Annotated in this window: 11 protein-coding genes; 5 read left to right on the top strand and 6 right to left on the bottom strand. The window is 71.8% G+C overall.

Annotation, left to right across the window (positions count from 1 at the left end; genetic code table 11):
• Positions 1 to 75: 75 nt before the first annotated feature.
• Entirely contained in the window at positions 76 to 993 is a 918-nt protein-coding gene (locus ABZS51_RS07075; RefSeq protein WP_355437280.1) for a proline dehydrogenase family protein, read from the top strand.
• Complete coding sequence (gene pruA, locus ABZS51_RS07070) at positions 994 to 2,667, top strand: L-glutamate gamma-semialdehyde dehydrogenase (protein WP_310711841.1); 1,674 nt, start codon at positions 994 to 996, stop codon at positions 2,665 to 2,667. It begins immediately after the preceding gene.
• Positions 2,668 to 2,778: 111 nt separating this feature from the next.
• On the opposite strand, the gene ABZS51_RS07065 is transcribed toward pruA, so the two are convergent.
• Positions 2,779 to 4,155: a hypothetical protein gene (locus ABZS51_RS07065; protein WP_355437278.1), complete on the bottom strand. Its 1,377-nt coding sequence runs from the start codon at positions 4,153 to 4,155 to the stop codon at positions 2,779 to 2,781.
• Between the two features lie 29 nt (positions 4,156 to 4,184).
• Positions 4,185 to 4,811 carry a helix-turn-helix domain-containing protein gene (locus ABZS51_RS07060; RefSeq protein WP_355437276.1) on the bottom strand — a complete coding sequence of 209 codons (627 nt, stop codon included), beginning with the start codon at positions 4,809 to 4,811 and terminating at the stop codon, positions 4,185 to 4,187.
• 230 nt (positions 4,812 to 5,041) lie between these two features.
• On the opposite strand from ABZS51_RS07060, the gene ABZS51_RS07055 reads away from it, so the two are divergent.
• Positions 5,042 to 6,595: a hypothetical protein gene (locus ABZS51_RS07055; protein WP_355437274.1), complete on the top strand. Its 1,554-nt coding sequence runs from the start codon at positions 5,042 to 5,044 to the stop codon at positions 6,593 to 6,595.
• A 20-nt stretch (positions 6,596 to 6,615) separates the two neighbouring features.
• Here the strand turns inward: ABZS51_RS07055 and ABZS51_RS07050 are convergent, their stop codons facing one another.
• The 3 genes from ABZS51_RS07050 to ABZS51_RS07040 all read right to left on the bottom strand — a co-directional run bounded on the left by ABZS51_RS07050 (position 6,616) and on the right by ABZS51_RS07040 (position 9,898).
• Positions 6,616 to 8,376 (bottom strand): MOSC and FAD-binding oxidoreductase domain-containing protein, encoded by a 1,761-nt coding sequence (locus ABZS51_RS07050; RefSeq protein ID WP_355437272.1) that lies wholly within the window; start codon positions 8,374 to 8,376, stop codon positions 6,616 to 6,618.
• 8 nt (positions 8,377 to 8,384) lie between these two features.
• On the bottom strand, positions 8,385 to 9,242 hold the full coding sequence (locus ABZS51_RS07045; protein WP_355437270.1) for an alpha/beta hydrolase: 858 nt from the start codon (positions 9,240 to 9,242) through the stop codon (positions 8,385 to 8,387).
• Between the two features lie 167 nt (positions 9,243 to 9,409).
• A complete protein-coding gene (locus ABZS51_RS07040) occupies positions 9,410 to 9,898 on the bottom strand; it encodes a DUF1269 domain-containing protein (RefSeq protein ID WP_355437268.1) in 489 nt (162 codons plus the stop codon).
• Between the two features lie 185 nt (positions 9,899 to 10,083).
• Here ABZS51_RS07040 and ABZS51_RS07035 point away from each other — a divergent pair, with 185 nt between their 5' ends.
• The gene (locus ABZS51_RS07035; protein WP_355437266.1) at positions 10,084 to 10,905 is read left to right on the top strand and encodes a class II glutamine amidotransferase; all 822 of its coding nucleotides are present in this window, start codon (positions 10,084 to 10,086) and stop codon (positions 10,903 to 10,905) included.
• A 23-nt stretch (positions 10,906 to 10,928) separates the two neighbouring features.
• Here ABZS51_RS07035 and ABZS51_RS07030 read toward each other — a convergent pair whose 3' ends face one another.
• Complete coding sequence (locus ABZS51_RS07030) at positions 10,929 to 12,755, bottom strand: glycoside hydrolase family 15 protein (protein WP_355437264.1); 1,827 nt, start codon at positions 12,753 to 12,755, stop codon at positions 10,929 to 10,931.
• A 151-nt stretch (positions 12,756 to 12,906) separates the two neighbouring features.
• On the opposite strand from ABZS51_RS07030, the gene ABZS51_RS07025 reads away from it, so the two are divergent.
• Positions 12,907 to 15,663, top strand: a complete 2,757-nt coding sequence (locus tag ABZS51_RS07025; RefSeq protein ID WP_355437262.1) for a cation-transporting P-type ATPase — start codon at positions 12,907 to 12,909, stop codon at positions 15,661 to 15,663.
• The last annotated feature ends 1 nt before the right edge of the window (position 15,664 follow it).

The raw sequence follows: 15,664 nt of genomic DNA, 5'->3' as shown, positions 1-15,664 counted from the left end.
GTGTATGACAGCCTGCCACATTGGGCGTTACGAGTGTGGATGGCCCCGGTTGAGCTGCGGTTTTAGGCTGATTACATGCTCGGTCAAGTATTGCTCGCCACGTCCCGGAGCGCGCTGGTGCGCCGCTCCGTGTCCGGTTTCCCGCTCACGCGGAAGGTCGTCGACCGGTTCGTCGCCGGCGAGAGCGTCGAGGAGGCCCGTACGGCCATCCAACGGCTCACCGACGCGAAACTGACCGTGACCGTGGACCATCTCGGCGAGGAGACCCGCGACGCGGGCGCCGCCGCCGCGACCGCCAAGGCGTACGTCACGCTCCTGGAGTCCCTGCGCCCCCTCGGCCTGGGCCCGAGCGTCGAGGTGTCCGTCAAGCTCTCGGCCGTCGGCCAGCGGCTCGACGACGCGATGGCGCTGGACCACGCCCGAGAGATCTGCGCCGCCGCCGGCGCCAACGGCTCGACCGTCACCCTCGACATGGAGGACCGCACCACCGTCGACTCGACGCTCGGCATCCTGCGCGCGCTACGCGAGGACCACCCGTCGACGGGCGTGGCGATCCAGGCGTACCTGTTCCGCAGCGTCCAGGACTGCCGCGACCTGGCCGTCGAGGGCAGCCGGGTGCGGCTGGTCAAGGGCGCCTACCGGGAGCCCGCCTCGGTCGCCCACCAGAGCAAGGGCGACGTCGACCGGGCGTACGTGCGATGCCTGCGGATCCTCATGGCGGGGAAGGGGTATCCCATGGTGGCGACGCACGACGACCGGCTGATCGCCGTCACCGAGCTGCTCGCCGACCGGTTCGGCCGCTCCGTCGGGGACTACGAGTACCAGATGCTCTACGGCATCCGGACCGACCGGCAGGAGGCCCTGGCGGGGGCCGGCCACACGGTCCGCGTCTACGTCCCGTACGGCGACGACTGGTACGGCTACTTCATGCGCCGCCTGGCCGAGCGCCCGGCCAACGTCGCCTTCTTCCTTCGTGCCCTTGGGGGTAAGTAAATGGACGCCATCACCAACGTGCCCACGCCGGCCAACGAGCGGGTGTACTCCTACGCGCCGGGCAGCGCCGAGCGCTCCACGCTGGAGAACCGGATCAAGGAGCTGTCCGGGGCGTCGATCGACCTCACGATGACGATCGGCGGCCGGCAGCGGATGGGCGGCGGCGCCCCGATCGACGTGGTGCAGCCGCACAACAAGGCGGCCGTGCTCGGCCGCACCCACGACGCCACCGTCCAGGACGTCGAGGAGGCCGTCTCCACCGCGCTCGCGGCCGCCCCCGCGTGGCGGGCGCTGTCGTTCGACGAGCGGGCGGCGATCTTCCTCAAGGCCGCGGACCTGCTGGCCGGGCCGTGGCGGGCGACGCTGAACGCCGCGACCATGCTCGGGCAGTCCAAGTCGGCGCAGCAGGCGGAGATCGACTCCGCGTGCGAGCTGATCGACTTCCTGCGGTTCAACGTGGCGTACGCGCGGCAGCTGTACACCGACCAGCCCGCGTCGTCGCCGGGTGTGTGGAACCGGATGGAGTACCGGCCGCTCGAAGGCTTCGTGCTGGCGATCACGCCGTTCAACTTCACCGCCATCGCCGGGAACCTGCCGACCTCCGCCGCCCTCATGGGCAATGTCGTCGTCTGGAAGCCGTCGCCCACGCAGCAGTTCGCGGCGCACTTCACGATGCGGCTGCTGGAGGAGGCCGGCCTGCCGCCCGGTGTGATCAACATGGTCACGGGCAACGGCCAGGCCGTCTCCGAGGTGGCGCTGGCCCACCCCGCCCTCGCGGGCATCCACTTCACCGGCTCGACCGCGACGTTCCAGCACCTGTGGAAGACGGTCGGCACGAACATCGGCTCCTACCGGAGCTACCCGCGCCTCGTCGGCGAGACCGGCGGCAAGGACTTCGTGCTCGCCCACCCGTCGGCCGACCTCGGCGCGCTCCAGACCGCGCTGATCAGGGGCGCCTTCGAGTACCAGGGCCAGAAGTGCTCGGCCGCGTCGCGGGCGTACGTGCCGCGCTCGCTCTGGACGCGCATGCGCGACGAGTTCGTGGCCGTGGCCGAGTCCCTCACCGTGGGCGACGTCACGGGCGACCTGTCGACGTTCATGGGCGCCGTGATCGACGAGCGGGCCTTCGCCAAGCACAAGGCCGCCATCGACCGCGCCCGCCAGGCGTCCCATGTGGACGTGCTCACCGGCTCCTACGACGACTCCGCCGGCTACTTCGTCAAGCCGACCGTCATGGAGTGCGCCGACCCGACGGACGAGGTCTTCGTCAAGGAGTACTTCGGCCCGATCCTCGGCGTCCACGTCTACGACGACGGCGACTTCGACCGGGTGCTCGACCAGATGGAGTCCGTCTCGCCGTACGCGCTGACCGGCTCGCTCATCGCCCAGGACCGCTACGCGATCGCCTCGGCCTCGGAGCGGCTGCGCTTCTCGGCGGGCAACTTCTACGTCAACGACAAGCCGACGGGCGCGGTCGTGGGCCAGCAGCCGTTCGGCGGCGCCCGCTCCTCGGGCACCAACGACAAGGCCGGCTCGATCTTCAACCTGATCCGCTGGGTGAACGCCCGCACGGTCAAGGAGACGTTCGTGCCGCCGGTCATCACCGGCCCGTACCGCGGCGACGTCCCGCAGTCGGGCGCCGAGCAGCCTGACCTGAAGCGCCTCGGCTACTAGCACAGCGTCGGTCTCCAACAGGCTCGGCTGCGGATCGGCCTGCCCCGACGCCGTCAGCCGACAATCCCCGGGACTCGTCCACCGAGTCCCGGGGATCTCTCTTTCCAGCGGTCAGGGCCTGGGCAGGGGGATGATCCTGCGGAACTTGGCGCCGGGTGACCGCTGCGGCGGTTCGCCGGCGCGTTCGAGGGTGATGTCACCGGCCTTGTGCTCGGTGAGCAGCCGGGTGATCTCGTCGCGCACGGTCTCCCACACGCGGTCGGTGTCGGCGGCGTCGCCGGACCGCAGGCGGACGCGCAGGGTGGTGTCCGCGGTCTGGAGGATCTGGAACTGGCCGACGCCGGGTATCCGGTCCAGCAGAGCGCCGAACAGCATGGGCGAGAGGCTGACGTGCTCGCCGCGCTCGGTGGGGAAGGTGAGCAGGTCGGCGGCGCGGCCCTGCACGCGGATGGCCGGGAGCGGGCTGCCGCACGGGCAGGGGTCGGGGCGGAGCAGGACGCTGTCCCCCAGGTCGTAGCGCAGGATCGGCTGGACCCGGTTGGCGAGGTTGCTCACCAGGACCGTGTGCGACTGAACACCCGGCGGGACAGGCCGGTGGTCGGCGTCGACCGGCTCCAGCACGGCCCAGTCGCTGTTGACGTGGTACCAGCCGTGCGCGCAGCCGGAGCTGAGGAATCCGCACTCGGTGGAGGCGTAGGCGGCGCGCACCTTGGCCTGGAACGCGGTGGCGATCCGCTCCCGGGCCCCCGGGGTCAACGTCTCGCCGCCGGGGATGACGATCGCCGGGCGGACGTGCAGACGGCCCGCCTCCTGCTCCCCGGCCAGCAGCGTGAGCATGCCCGTGAAGCCGGCGATGCTCGCGGGGTCGTACCGGTTGAGCTCGTCGACCAGCCCCGCCATCGGCTGGTCGATCGAGAAGATCCGCATCATCCGCCCGAGCCACGGCCGGTCCAGGCCGAACCGGACCGTCGCCGCGACGGTGGAGAAGTGGCCGCCGGGCGCGGTGACGACGGCGGTCCGCCCGGCGCGGGCGAGGGTCCGGACGACATCGCGGGCCGACAGCCCGCCGACGCGCACGCCGAGCGCGGTGCGCACGGCCAGGTCGCGGTCGTCCATCACGAAGAGGCCACGCAGGCCACTGGTGCCGGAGGTGGTCGCCACCAGGTACCGGCCCTGGAACCGCTGCCCCACGAGGCCGGGGTCGGCCACGAACGCCTCCACCCGCTCCAGGGTCACCTCGCGGTCGGTGACCCAGTCGTCGAAGGCTGCCATCAGCGTCTTCTTGCCGGTGACCGGCAGCAGCGCCGGGTCGTCGACGTGCTCCGGCAGGTCCTGGTACAGCGCGCGGTAGTAGGGCGAGCGGGCGCGGGCGTGGGCCACCATCCGGGCCAGGCGGTCGCGCTGCCGCCGCGCGATCTCCCCGGGGCCGTCCCGCATGACGCGCCGTGCGTCGCGGGCGAGGTGCCGGATGCTCTCTTGTCCGTCCATGACGAGCCGATCCTCTCTCGTGCCTGGTCTCATGGGTGCCCGGTGGGCTGCCGCACCGAGAGCAGGCCGTGCTTGGCGAGGTCGAGGCCCTGACCGGCGGCCTCCCACAGCTCCTCCTGCGAGCGGCCGAGCCGGACACTGGTCAGGCTCGCCTGCTGGATCGCGCCCATCACGGACCCGATCATCGCCGCCGCGGTGATCGGATCCAGTCCGGGGAACGCCTTCAGCAGCTCGCCGGCGACCCGTTGCTGCAGGTCCTGCAGCAGGTAGAGGCCCTTGGCCTGCAGCGCCGGCGTCGTCAGGGCCAGCCGGGCCGCCGCCGGCAGCTCCTCGGGCTCCCTGAGCGGAGCCTTGGGCCGGCGGTGGGCGGCGTACTCCTGGAACCCCCTCGCCAGCACCTCGCCCGGGCTCTCGTGTGGCCGGCGCCGCGCGATCGCCTGGAGCAGCACGTCGAAGTCCTGTCCGATGTCGACGAACAGGACGTCGTCCTTGGTACGGAAGTAGTTGAAGAACGTCTTGGGGTCCACGTCCGCCGCCGCGGCGATCTGCGCCACCGTGGTCCGCTCGTACCCCTGCTCCTCGAACAGCCTGATGGCGGCCAGGACGATCCGCCGCCGGGTCTCGCGCTTCTTCCGTTCACGCCGCGACTCCTGCATGGCGCCAATGTACGCCCGATGGAAACTTCCAGCAACTGGAAAATTCTAGTTACTGGCCTCACCGCGTGGCCGCTCCTGGCAGGAACAAGATCGCGTCAAAAGTTCGCCGGTCGGCCGGTGTCACGTCCCGGCCGGTCGTCCCGCCGGGCGAACCTGCCATGCGGTGCCAGTGCCGGTGGCCCGGCGCTGGTGGACGGAGGCGGTTTCCGCCCGACGAGAGGAACATCACCATGAGGCACATCCGCGGGATGTGTTACCCGGTCGCCGCGCTGGCGGCGATGGCGCTGCCGCTGACGCTGTCCCCTGCGGTGCTGGCCGACACCGTGCCGGCGGCCAGCACCCACGCCGGCCCGGCCCGGGTGGCCGCGCCGGATCCGGCCTCCTGCCCCGAGCGGGTGGCGTTGGTCGACGGCGGCTTCGAGCAGCCCGTCATCACCGGCGCGTCGTGGCTCCAGTTCCCCGACGCCACGCAGAACCGCCCGAACTCGGTGCCGGGCTGGCGGACGACCGCCTCCGACCACCTGATCGAGCTCTGGAGCACCCGGATGGGCGTCCCGCCCGTCGAGGGGGGCCAGTTCGCCGAGCTGAACGCGACCCAGGTCGCCACCCTGTACCAGGACCATGCGACCACGCCGGGGCAGAAGCTGTACTGGCGGCTGTCCCACCGCGGGCGCTCCGGCACCGACACGATGGCACTGGACATCGGCGATCCGGCCGGCCCGGCGCAGCAGGCGACCATGTCGGACGGCACCACGAAGTGGGGCACCTACTCCGGCGCCTACACCGTGCCCGCCGGCCAGACGACCACCAGGTTCGCCTTCCGCTCCCTCTCCGCCGCCGGAGGGAGCCGTAGCGTGGGCAACTTCCTCGACGACGTCTTCTTCGGCACCGCGCCGTGCGTCATCGTGACCAAGACCGCGAGCCCGCAGGGGCCGGTCGACGTGGGCGACGTGATCACCTACCGGCTGACCGCGGTCAACAAGGGCGGCGGCGTGGCCGAGGACGTCCGGCTGAGCGACGCCGTCCCGCCGGGCACCTCCCTGGTGCCCGGCTCGCTCCAGGTCGTGAGCGGCCCGAACGCCGGCGCCAAGACCGACGGGGCCGGCGACGACCAGGCCGCGTTCGACCCGGGCACCGGGAAGATCGCCTTCACGCTGGGCAACGGCGCGACGGCCACGGCCGGGGGCAGCCTGCCCAACAGCGACATCCTGCCCGGCGGCACCACCGTGGAGTTCCGGGTCAAGGTCGGCGTGGCCGCCGCGGGCAAGCGGGTCACCAACCAGGGCACGGTCACCTACGACAACCGGCTCGGCCCCCAGCCCGAGCCGCTGACCTCCACCAGCGGCGACACCGTCACCGAGGTCTATCCGGCCGTCGACCTGAGCGTGGTCAAGTCGGCCGAGCAGGTCCGGGTATCCGTCGGCGGGATGGTCGCCTACCACGTGACCGTCCGCAACGCCGGGCCGAACGACGCGACCGGCGTCGTCGTCAAGGACGCACTCCCGGCCGGGCTCGCCCTCCTGTCGGCGACGCCGTCCACCGGCGCGTACGCCGGTGGCGCCTGGACGGTGGGCACGCTCGCCGCCGGCGCCACGGCCACCCTGGTCGTCCAGGCCAAGGCCACCACGGTCGCCGAGACCGTCAACACCGCCACGGCCGGCAGCAAGGAGACGGAGCTCGACCCGTCGAACAACAGCGACTCCGTCAAGGTCTGCGTCGACCCCGCGCCCGCCTGCCCGTACTGCAACCCGGAGAAGGAGAAGGAGCAGAAGGCCCAGGGCTGAACCGCTGACGCCGGCCTGGCCTACAGGTCCAGGACGACCTCCTCGCGCGGCCGGGAGCAGCAGATGAGCGCGTCGCCCTCGGCGGGCGCGTCGAGCGGCTCGGGCGAGTAGGCGACGCTTCCGGCCAGCAGCCCGCTCTCGCAGCTGTGGCAGACGCCTGTCCGGCACGACCAGCGGGTGGGCACGTCGCAGGCCTCCGCCAGCTCCAGCAGGCTCGCGTACGCGCTGCTCCAGCTCACCGTCAGGCCGCTGCGCGCGAAGGAGACCACCGGCCCGTCACCCGGCGGGCCGGTGGGCGGGTGGACCGGCCGCTGCGAGGCGGCCGCGACACCCGGCGTCAGCGCGGGGCCGGCGCCGAAGACCTCCGTGTGGACGTGGGACGGCGCGAGGTCCGAGGCCGCGAGCGCGCCGGGGAGCTCGCGCATCAGCGCGGGAGGGCCGCACACGTAGGCGTCGGCGCCGTGTGGCACGCCGAGGTCGCGGAGCAGGCCGGCGGAGATCCGGCCCTCGGCGTCGTAGTCGCGCCCCTGCCGGTCGCCGGGCGCCGGGCGGCTGTAGGAGACGTGCCGGTGGGCGTTGGCGAGCCGGCCCAGCAGGGCGCGGCTCTCCTCGGCGAAGGGATGCTGGGTGCCGTCTCGGGCGCCGTAAACCCACCACACCTCCCGCGTGGAACGGCCGGCGGCCAGCGCGTGCAGCATGGCGAGGACGGGCGTGACGCCGATGCCGGCCGAGATCAGCAGGACGGGGCCGTCGCCGGCCGTGAGGGTGAAGGCGCCGCGCGGGGCGGCGCAGTCGAGGAGGTCCCCGGCCCGCAGACGGGCTCGCAGCCATCCGCTGGCGGCCCCGTGCGGTTCCCGCTTGATGCTGAGGCGGTACTCCCCGCGGTCCGGTGGGCCGGACAGCGAGTAGCTGCGGACGAGCGCCGGCCCGCCGCCGGGCCGCAGCCGGACGGTGAGGAACTGGCCGGGCAGCGCCGCGGGGACCGGCGTGCCGTCGGGGGCGGTCAGGGTCACGGAGAACACGCCGGCGCTCTCCACGTCGATCCGCCTGACCCGGAGCGGCCGGAATCCGGTCCAGGCCGGCGGCGGGGCGGCGGCGGGGGCCAGCCCCGCGTTGCCGGCCGGCGCGCCGGAAGCGCCGGCCTGGTCGAGCAGCGCCCGCAGCGACGCCTTCCAGCCGGGGCTGAGCGCGGGGATGCGCAGCGCCCGGACGAGGTCGTCGCGGGGGTGGCCCGGCAGGTACAGGAGCGCGTCGATGTCCGCGACCGTCATCTCCTCGGGGCCGGAGGCGACCTTGACGATCTCCTGCCCCGCCTCCACCCGCCCCTCGGCGAGGACCTTCAGGTAGAAACCGGGACGCCGGTGGGCCACCAGCAGGGCGGCCATCCGCGGCTCCCCCATCCGCAGCCCCACCCGGTAGCAGGTGACGCGCGGCTGGGTGACCTCGAAGAGCGCCTCCCCCACCCGGAACCTGTCGCCGATGCGGACCTCGTCGTCGGGCAGCCCCTCGACGGTGAAGTTCTCGCCGAACTGCCCGTAGGCGAAGTCGTCGCGGCGCAGGTGCTCCTGCCAGTGGCGGTAGGAGTCGAGCTGGTACACCAGGACGGCGCGGTACTCGCCGCCGTGCCCGGCGAGATCGCCCTGCCCGTCGCCCTCGACATTGAGCCGCCGCACCATCCGGGGGCCGGTCACGGCCCGCTTCCACACGCCGGTGCGCACCGTCCTGCCCTGCCAGGCGACGTCCTGGGGAAGGCCCACGTTGACCGACACCAGCGTGGCCATGGCTCTCCCTACTTCGCCCCCGCGGCGTCCTCGATCGTCTTCGCGACCGCGGCGGGGCGCGAGAGCATCACGACGTGTGAGGCTCCCTTGACCTCGACGGTCTCCTTGGCGCCGGCCCGCTTGGCCATGAACGCGTGGACGGCCGGCGGGATGTTCTTGTCCCGCTCCCCGTAGACGAACCAGGAGGGGATCGTCTTCCACGCGGGCGCGCCGGTTGCCGGCTCGCCGAGCGCGGCCTCCGTGACGGGGCGCTGGGCGACGGCCATCAGCCTGGCCTGCCCCTCCGGCAGGTCGGCGGCGAACTGCTTCCAGAACCTGCTCTGCCGGATGTAGAGGTCGGCGCCGCCGCCGGGGATCCGCACCGGAGGCGTCAGCGCGGGGCCGAGCGTGCTGCCGGGGAACCGGCCCGACAGCTTCACGGCGCTCTCCCCGGCGGCCGGGGCGAAGCCGGCCACGTAGACGAGACTCTTGACGTTCTTGGCGCCGGCCGCGGCCTGAGTGATCACCATCCCGCCGTACGAGTGCCCGACGAGCACGACGGGGCCCTTGACCGTGCCGAGGACGGAGGACACGTAGGCGGCGTCGCTCTTGACGCCGCGCAGCGGGTTGGCGACGGCGATCGCCGGATAGCCGTCCGCGGCCAGCCGGGACACGACCTCGTTCCAGCTGGAGGAGTCGGCGAACGCCCCGTGGACGAACACGATGGTCGGCCGCGCGGGCTGACGGCCCTCCGCCGCGGCGTCGGCCGACGCCGCCGGGACGAGCGCGGAGCACCACGGGAGGAGGAGAGGGGCGACGGCCGTCGCGATGAGCCACGGGATGCCGCGGCGGGGAGTCGTTGTGCCGGGGACGTCGTGGTGCTCCATGGGTCGCTCCTCTTCGGTTCCGGGTGGGGTGTCGAGGGCCCAAAACCGAACGTACAGAACGTATGGTCATAAAACGGTTAGCTCATCGCCGGGAGGGCGGGCATCGAGATCCCCGGCACCCGTCCGGCGGGTTCCGAGGATCTCGTGCGCTCGGTGCGCCGGACGAGCTAGACGGCGCCCTGCACCATCTCGCGGAGCTGGGCCTCCTCCTCGTGGCTGAGCGACGTCTGGAGGACGTTCCCGCCGAAGGGCTTGATCTCCGGGATGACCTTGTCCGGGGTGCTCCGTACGACCAGGACGAAGAGCGCGGCCATGCCGGGCTCCAGCCGCTCGGAGACCTGGCGCATGAAGTCGTCGTTGACGCCGACGTCGGCCATCGCGCCGCCGGCGGCACCGGTGGCGGCGCCCAGGGCCATGCCGAACAGCGGCATGAAGAACAGCATCCCGATCAGGCCGCCCCAGAGGGCGCCGCTGGCCGCCCCCATGCCGGCCGTGCTGCGGGCCTGATGCATCTTGATCTTGCCGTCCCGCCGGCGCTCGACGACGGCCACGTCCTCCATCGTGATCAGGTTCTGACGCTGGAGGTCGAGCAGGCGATCACGCACCGCTGTGGCGGTGGCGACGTCGGGATAGGAAATGACGATGAGATTGCTCATGATTCATCCTTTGAACGGCTGCCTGGGAAGCTTTCCCGACGCCGTCTCGGTATATAGCCATAAAGAGGTAAAACGACCCAATTGGTGCCATGCGCCGAACTTCCCGGCCGATAGAGTTTTTTGCATGTCGTGCGGAATTCGACGGAGGCGTCACCGGGGGGACTGAGCGGCCGATGTGCAGATGGATGGCGTACTGCGGAGATCCCGTTCTCGCCGGGGCCCTGCTGTTCCAGCCGGTTCACTCGCTCATCGAGCAGAGCTTGCGCTCCCGGCTCGGGCACACGACCACCAACGGCGACGGTTACGGCATCGGGTGGTACGGCGAGGGGTCGACGCCCGCCGTGTTCAAGAGCATCCTGCCGGCCTGGAACGACGAGAACCTCCGGGAGATCGCCGGGCAGATCCGCACACCCCTGCTGTTCGCGCACGTCCGCGCCTCGACCGGCAGCGCCGTGCAGCGCAGCAACTGCCATCCGTTCGCGTACGGACGCTGGCTGTGGATGCACAACGGGCACGTGGAGGGATTCCCAAAACTCAAGCGCGATCTGTCGCTGGCGGTGGACCCTGCGCTCTATCCCGAGATCGAGGGCTCGACCGACTCGGAGCTGCTGTTCTTCCTGGCCCTCACGTTCGGCCTGGCCGACGACCCGCCGGGCGCGGTCGCCCGCGCCGTCGGCCTGGTGGAGGAGCTCGCCCGTCGCCACGGCATCCTCCAGCCGGTCCAGATGACCGTGGCCACGAGCGACGGCGAGTCCGTCTGGATCTTCCGTTACTCCAGTGAGGGACACACCCGGACGCTGTTCTACTCCACCGACATCTCCCACCTCCGGGAGCTCCACCCGGAGCTGGCGAGCCTGCGGCGGCTGGCGGCCCAGGCGCGCTTCGTCGTCTCGGAGCCGCTGCTCGACCTCACGGGCGCGTGGAACGAGCTGCCCGAGAGCTCCTGGGCGCTGATCCGCGACGGGCGGTACGAGATCAGCCCCTTCGACCCGGTGGCCGGCCTGTAGAACCCGCCTGTAGAACCCGGTCGTCAGCCTGTGGAGGCGTCGAGCTGCTCGTCGAGGGCGATGGCCGCGGCGATCAGCGCCAGATGGGTGAAGGCCTGCGGGAAGTTGCCGAGCTGCTCGCCGGACGGGCCGATCTCCTCGGCGAACAGGCCGACGTGGTTGGCGTAGGTGAGCATCTTGTCGAAGGCGTAGCGCGCCTGCCGGACCCGGCCGGCGCGGGCGAGGGCCTCGACGTACAGGAAGCTGCACAGGTTGAAGGTGCCCTCGGAGCCGCGCAGCCCGTCCGGGGAGGCGGCGGGGTCGTAGCGGTAGACGAGGCTGTCGCTGACCAACTCCTGGTCCATGGCGTCGAGAGTGCTCAGCCAGGCCGGGTCGCGCGGCGAGACGAAGCCGACCCGGGGCATGAGCAGCAGCGAGGCGTCCAGGACGTCGGTGGTGTAGTGCTGGACGAACGCCTGCCGTCGCGGGTTCCAGCCCCGGTCGATGATCTGGTTGAAGACGGCGTCACGGGTGGTCGTCCAGCGGACGACGTCGGCGGGACGGGAGTAGGTGGTGGCCATGCGGATGCCGCGGTCGAAGGCGACCCAGGTCATCAGGCGGCTGTAGGTGAAGTCCTGGCGTCCGCCCCGGGTCTCCCAGATGCCCTCGTCCGGGCGGTCCCAGGTGTCGGCGAGCCAGTCCAGGACGCCGACGAGAGCCCGCCAGCCGTGGACGCCTCCGATGTCCTGCGCCTGGGCGAGGGCGTCGGCGGCCTCGCCGTAGATGTCGAGCTGGATCTGGTCCGCGGCCGCGTTGCCGGCCCGGACCGGGGCGGACTTCTGGTATCCCTCCAGGTGGTCGAGGACCTCCTCGGTCAGGTGGGGGTCACCGTCGATCCGGTACATGATCTGCAGGGGCTCGCCCGACGCGGTGCCGCCGGCCTCGAGGCGCTCACGCAGCCATCCCCGGAACGCCTGCGCCTCGTCGGTGAAGCCCAGGTCGATCAGCGCCCTGACGGACAGGGATGCGTCGCGGATCCAGGTGTAGCGGTAGTCCCAGTTGCGCTCCCCGCCGATCTGCTCCGGCAGGCCCATGGTCGCGGCGGCGATCGGCGCGCCGGTCGGCGCGTACGTGAGCAGCTTGAGGGTGATCGCCGAGCGGTTGACCATCTCCTGCCAGCGGCCGTGGTAGCGGGAGGAGCGCAGCCACCGGAGCCAGAAGTCGTGGCAGCCCTCGATGCTGTCGCGCACCTCGCCGGCGGTCAGCGGCGTCATGGTGTGGTTGCCGCTGTCGGCGCTGGTGAGGGCGACGGCGGCGGTGTCTCCGGCCCGGAGGGTGAAGTCGGCGACGATGTCGTCGCCGTCCCGGCGCAGGGCGATGGGCTCGGTGGCCTGCAGGTGCAGGTCCGTGCCGGGGCCGCGGAAGAGGGCCGAGCCGTCGTCGAGGAGGGACAGGGCGTGCGGCGCCCGCCCGTAGTCGAAGCGGGGGCGGCAGACGAGCGTGAAGGGCAGGCTGCCGCGCACCACCCGGGCGACCCGCAGCAGGCGGTGCCGGTCGGTGGGCGTGGAGGAGGTGTTCGGCTCCATGAAGTCGGCGACCTCACCGACACCGCTGGGGGCCATGTACCGGGTGACGAGGATGGCGGTGTCCGGCAGGTAGAGCTGCCGGACGCTCTCCCCGGCGATGCGCTCGACGTCGGCCGCGAACCGGCAGTGGCCGCCGCGCTCGCTGTCGAGGATGGAGGCGAACAGGCTCGGCGAGTCGAAGCGGGGGGTGCACCACCAGTCGACGGTCCCCGTCCCGGAGACGAGTGCGGCGGTCTGCAGGTCCCCGACCATGCCGTGGTCCGCGATCGGCGGATAGTCGTTCATGGATGTCCCCGTCCTCACGCAATACCCGTGTCGAGAGGCATACCCCCACCAGAAACGGACACAACACCACATATCGCAGCTTCTGCGGGTGAGGCGGGACCCGCAGTGCCGACCACGCTCGCCGACCGGCTCCTGTCGCAAGGGGAGGACCGTGGAACGAGAGCAGGACGGCCACCCCGCGTGGCACGAGGCCGACACCACGACGGTGATCCGGGAGCTCGACGTCCGCTTCGACCGCGGGCTCAGCCCCGAGGCCGCCCGCGAGCGCCTGCGGACCCACGGCCCCAACAGGCTGGAGACCGCGAAGAAGGAGTCCGCCATCCAGGCGTGGCTCCGCCAGTACCGGGACTTCATGCAGATCGTGCTGCTCGCCGCCGCGGTGATCAGCCTGGTCGTCACGCGCGACGTCGGGACGTTCGCCGTGCTGGCGGGCCTCACCGTCTTCAACGCGGTGATCGGGCTGCGCCAGGAGGCGAAGGCGGAGGAGAGCGTCAAGGCGCTCTCCCGGATGATGAAGACGGTCGCCCGGGTCCGCAGGGACGGCCAGGCCGTCGAGATCGACGCCGAGGAGCTCGTACCGGGTGACGTGGTGCTCGTCGAAGCCGGCGACCGGATACCGGCGGACGGCCGGATCTGCGTCGCCGCCTCGCTGGAGATCGAGGAGGCGGCCCTCACCGGCGAGAGCCTGCCGGTCGCCAAGAGGACCGATCCGGTGCCGGGCAAGGACGTGCCGCTCGGGGACCGCACCTGCCTCGGCTACATGAACACCTCCGTCACGCGGGGGCGGGGCGAGATGGTCGTCACCACGACCGGGATGGGGACCGAGATCGGCCACATCGCGGGGCTCCTCGCCGGCACGGAAGCCGAGAAGACGCCGCTGCAGAAGCAACTGGACTCCCTGTCGAAGATCATCGCGACGATCGCGGGGATCGCCCTCGCCCTGGTGGTCGTGCTCGGGTTGCTCCAGGGCAAGCCGTTCGACGTCCTGTTCATCACGGGGGTGGCGCTCGCGGTCGCCGCCATCCCGACGGGCCTCCCCGCGGTCGTGACGGCGCTGCTGTCGATCGGCACCCAGGAGATCGCCCGCCGCAACGCGATCATGAAGCGTCTGCCGGCGGTGGAGACGCTCGGCTCCACCTCGGCGGTCTGCTCGGACAAGACGGGCACGCTGACGCTCAACAAGATGACGGCCCGCGAGTTGGTGATCCCCGGTTTGAACCGGTTCACCGTGTCGGGCGAGGGCTACGGCACGGCCGGCGAGATCAAGCACGTCGCCGGCGCGCACATCGACCTCGACCCGTACCTGCTGCCGATGATCCTGTGCGCCGACGCCGTGCTGGACGGCGACACCCTGATCGGCGACCCGACGGAGGGCGCGCTGATCGTGCTGGCCGCCAAGGGCGGCCTCGACGTCGAGAGCACGCGCGGCACCTACCCGCGCGTCGGGGAGGTCCCGTTCGACGCCGACTACAAGTTCATGGCGACGTTCCACCAGATGACCGGCGCGAACGGTGAGCCGGTCGTCCGTTGCTACGTCAAGGGGGCGCCGGACGTGCTCATCTCCCGGGGGACGTCCTACCGCTCCCCCGACGGAACCCTCGTCACGGTGACGGACGAGAACCGCCCGCTCGCGTTGGAGGCCAACGACCGGATGGCACGGGCGGGCGAGCGCGTCATGGTGGTGGCCCAGCGTGACCTCGCCCCGGCCGCGTTCGACCCCGGCGCGGACCTCATCGACCTGGTACGGGACCTGACGCTGCTCGCGATGGTGGGCATCGTCGATCCGCCGCGGTCGGAGGCGAGGGCCGCGATCGCCGAGTGCGCGCAGGCCGGCATCCGGGTACGGATGATCACCGGCGACCACGTGACGACCGCGGGCACGATCGCCGCCGAGCTCCGCATCCCCGGCCGGGCGATCACCGGGGCGGAGTTCGCGTCGCTGAGCGACGAGGAGCTGCGCGGGCAACTGGACGACATCGGCGTCATCGCGCGGGTCTCGCCGGAGGACAAGCTGCGCCTGGTCCGGCTGCTCAAGCAGGACGGCAACGTGGTGGCCATGACGGGCGACGGGGTGAACGACGCCCCCGCCCTGAAGGCGGCGGACATCGGCGTGGCGATGGGCATCACCGGCACCGAGGTGTCGAAGGAAGCCGCCGTGATGATCCTCACGGACGACAACTTCGCGACGATCGTCGGCGCCGTGGAGTACGGGCGTTCGCTCTACGACAACCTGCTCAAGTACCTCCGCTTCCAGATGTCGACCCTCGTCGCCTACATCGCGATCTTCATCGGGGCCGCCGCCCTGGGCGTCGCCGGCGGCATCCCGCTCACCCCGCTGCAGATCCTGTGGGTGAACATGCTGGTGGACATCCCGGTCGCCGTCGCCCTGGGCTTCGACGAGCCGACGCGCGGCCTGATGAGCCGCCCGCCCCGGCCGGTCGGCGCGCCCGTCCTGTCCCGGGCGAACTGGGTCAGGCTGTGCTTCCAGGGGTTCGTCATGACGGCCGGATCGCTGGCCGCGTACCAGATCGGCGCCCGGCAGGGTGGCGCCGCCGTGTCGTCCACCATGCTGCTGACCACGCTCTCGCTCTTCCACGTCGCGGCCGGGCTGCTGGCGCGCGACCAGACGAACACGATCTTCTCTCGGGCCGCCATACCGGGCCCGACCCAGCTGCGCCGGTACGCCCTCGCGCTGATCCTCATCATCGCGGTCACCGGGATCGGGCTCCTGCAGCGCGTCTTCGGGACGACCGAGCTGAGCGGCGGCCAGTGGGCGGCGTGCGCCGGGCTCGCGGCGAGCCTCGTCCTGGTCGAGGAGCTGGTCAAACTCGTCCTGCGGCACCGCCGGCCCAGGGGCCGGGTGCTCTCGCGCGCCCCGCGGGCCGTGTCGCTGACGCCCGGGAGCTAGC

It is taken from the genome of Nonomuraea sp. NPDC005501, from assembly GCF_040605905.1.
GTDB lineage: Bacteria > Actinomycetota > Actinomycetes > Streptosporangiales > Streptosporangiaceae > Nonomuraea.
The sequence above is the reverse complement of the archived record's forward strand: the minus strand, read 5'-3'. Positions and strand labels throughout refer to the sequence as shown.

Excerpts from the sequence above, each read along its gene's own strand:
- ABZS51_RS07055 (WP_355437274.1), top strand. The coding sequence starts at position 5,042 with ATGAGGCACATCCGCGGGATGTGTTACCCGGTCGCCGCGCTGGCGGCG.
- ABZS51_RS07060 (WP_355437276.1), bottom strand. The coding sequence starts at position 4,811 with ATGCAGGAGTCGCGGCGTGAACGGAAGAAGCGCGAGACCCGGCGGCGG.
- ABZS51_RS07050 (WP_355437272.1), bottom strand. The coding sequence starts at position 8,376 with ATGGCCACGCTGGTGTCGGTCAACGTGGGCCTTCCCCAGGACGTCGCC.
- ABZS51_RS07030 (WP_355437264.1), bottom strand. The coding sequence starts at position 12,755 with ATGAACGACTATCCGCCGATCGCGGACCACGGCATGGTCGGGGACCTG.
- ABZS51_RS07035 (WP_355437266.1), top strand. The coding sequence starts at position 10,084 with ATGGCGTACTGCGGAGATCCCGTTCTCGCCGGGGCCCTGCTGTTCCAG.
- ABZS51_RS07075 (WP_355437280.1), top strand. The coding sequence starts at position 76 with ATGCTCGGTCAAGTATTGCTCGCCACGTCCCGGAGCGCGCTGGTGCGC.
- ABZS51_RS07065 (WP_355437278.1), bottom strand. The coding sequence starts at position 4,155 with ATGGACGGACAAGAGAGCATCCGGCACCTCGCCCGCGACGCACGGCGC.
- ABZS51_RS07040 (WP_355437268.1), bottom strand. The coding sequence starts at position 9,898 with ATGAGCAATCTCATCGTCATTTCCTATCCCGACGTCGCCACCGCCACA.
- pruA (WP_310711841.1), top strand. The coding sequence starts at position 994 with ATGGACGCCATCACCAACGTGCCCACGCCGGCCAACGAGCGGGTGTAC.
- ABZS51_RS07045 (WP_355437270.1), bottom strand. The coding sequence starts at position 9,242 with ATGGAGCACCACGACGTCCCCGGCACAACGACTCCCCGCCGCGGCATC.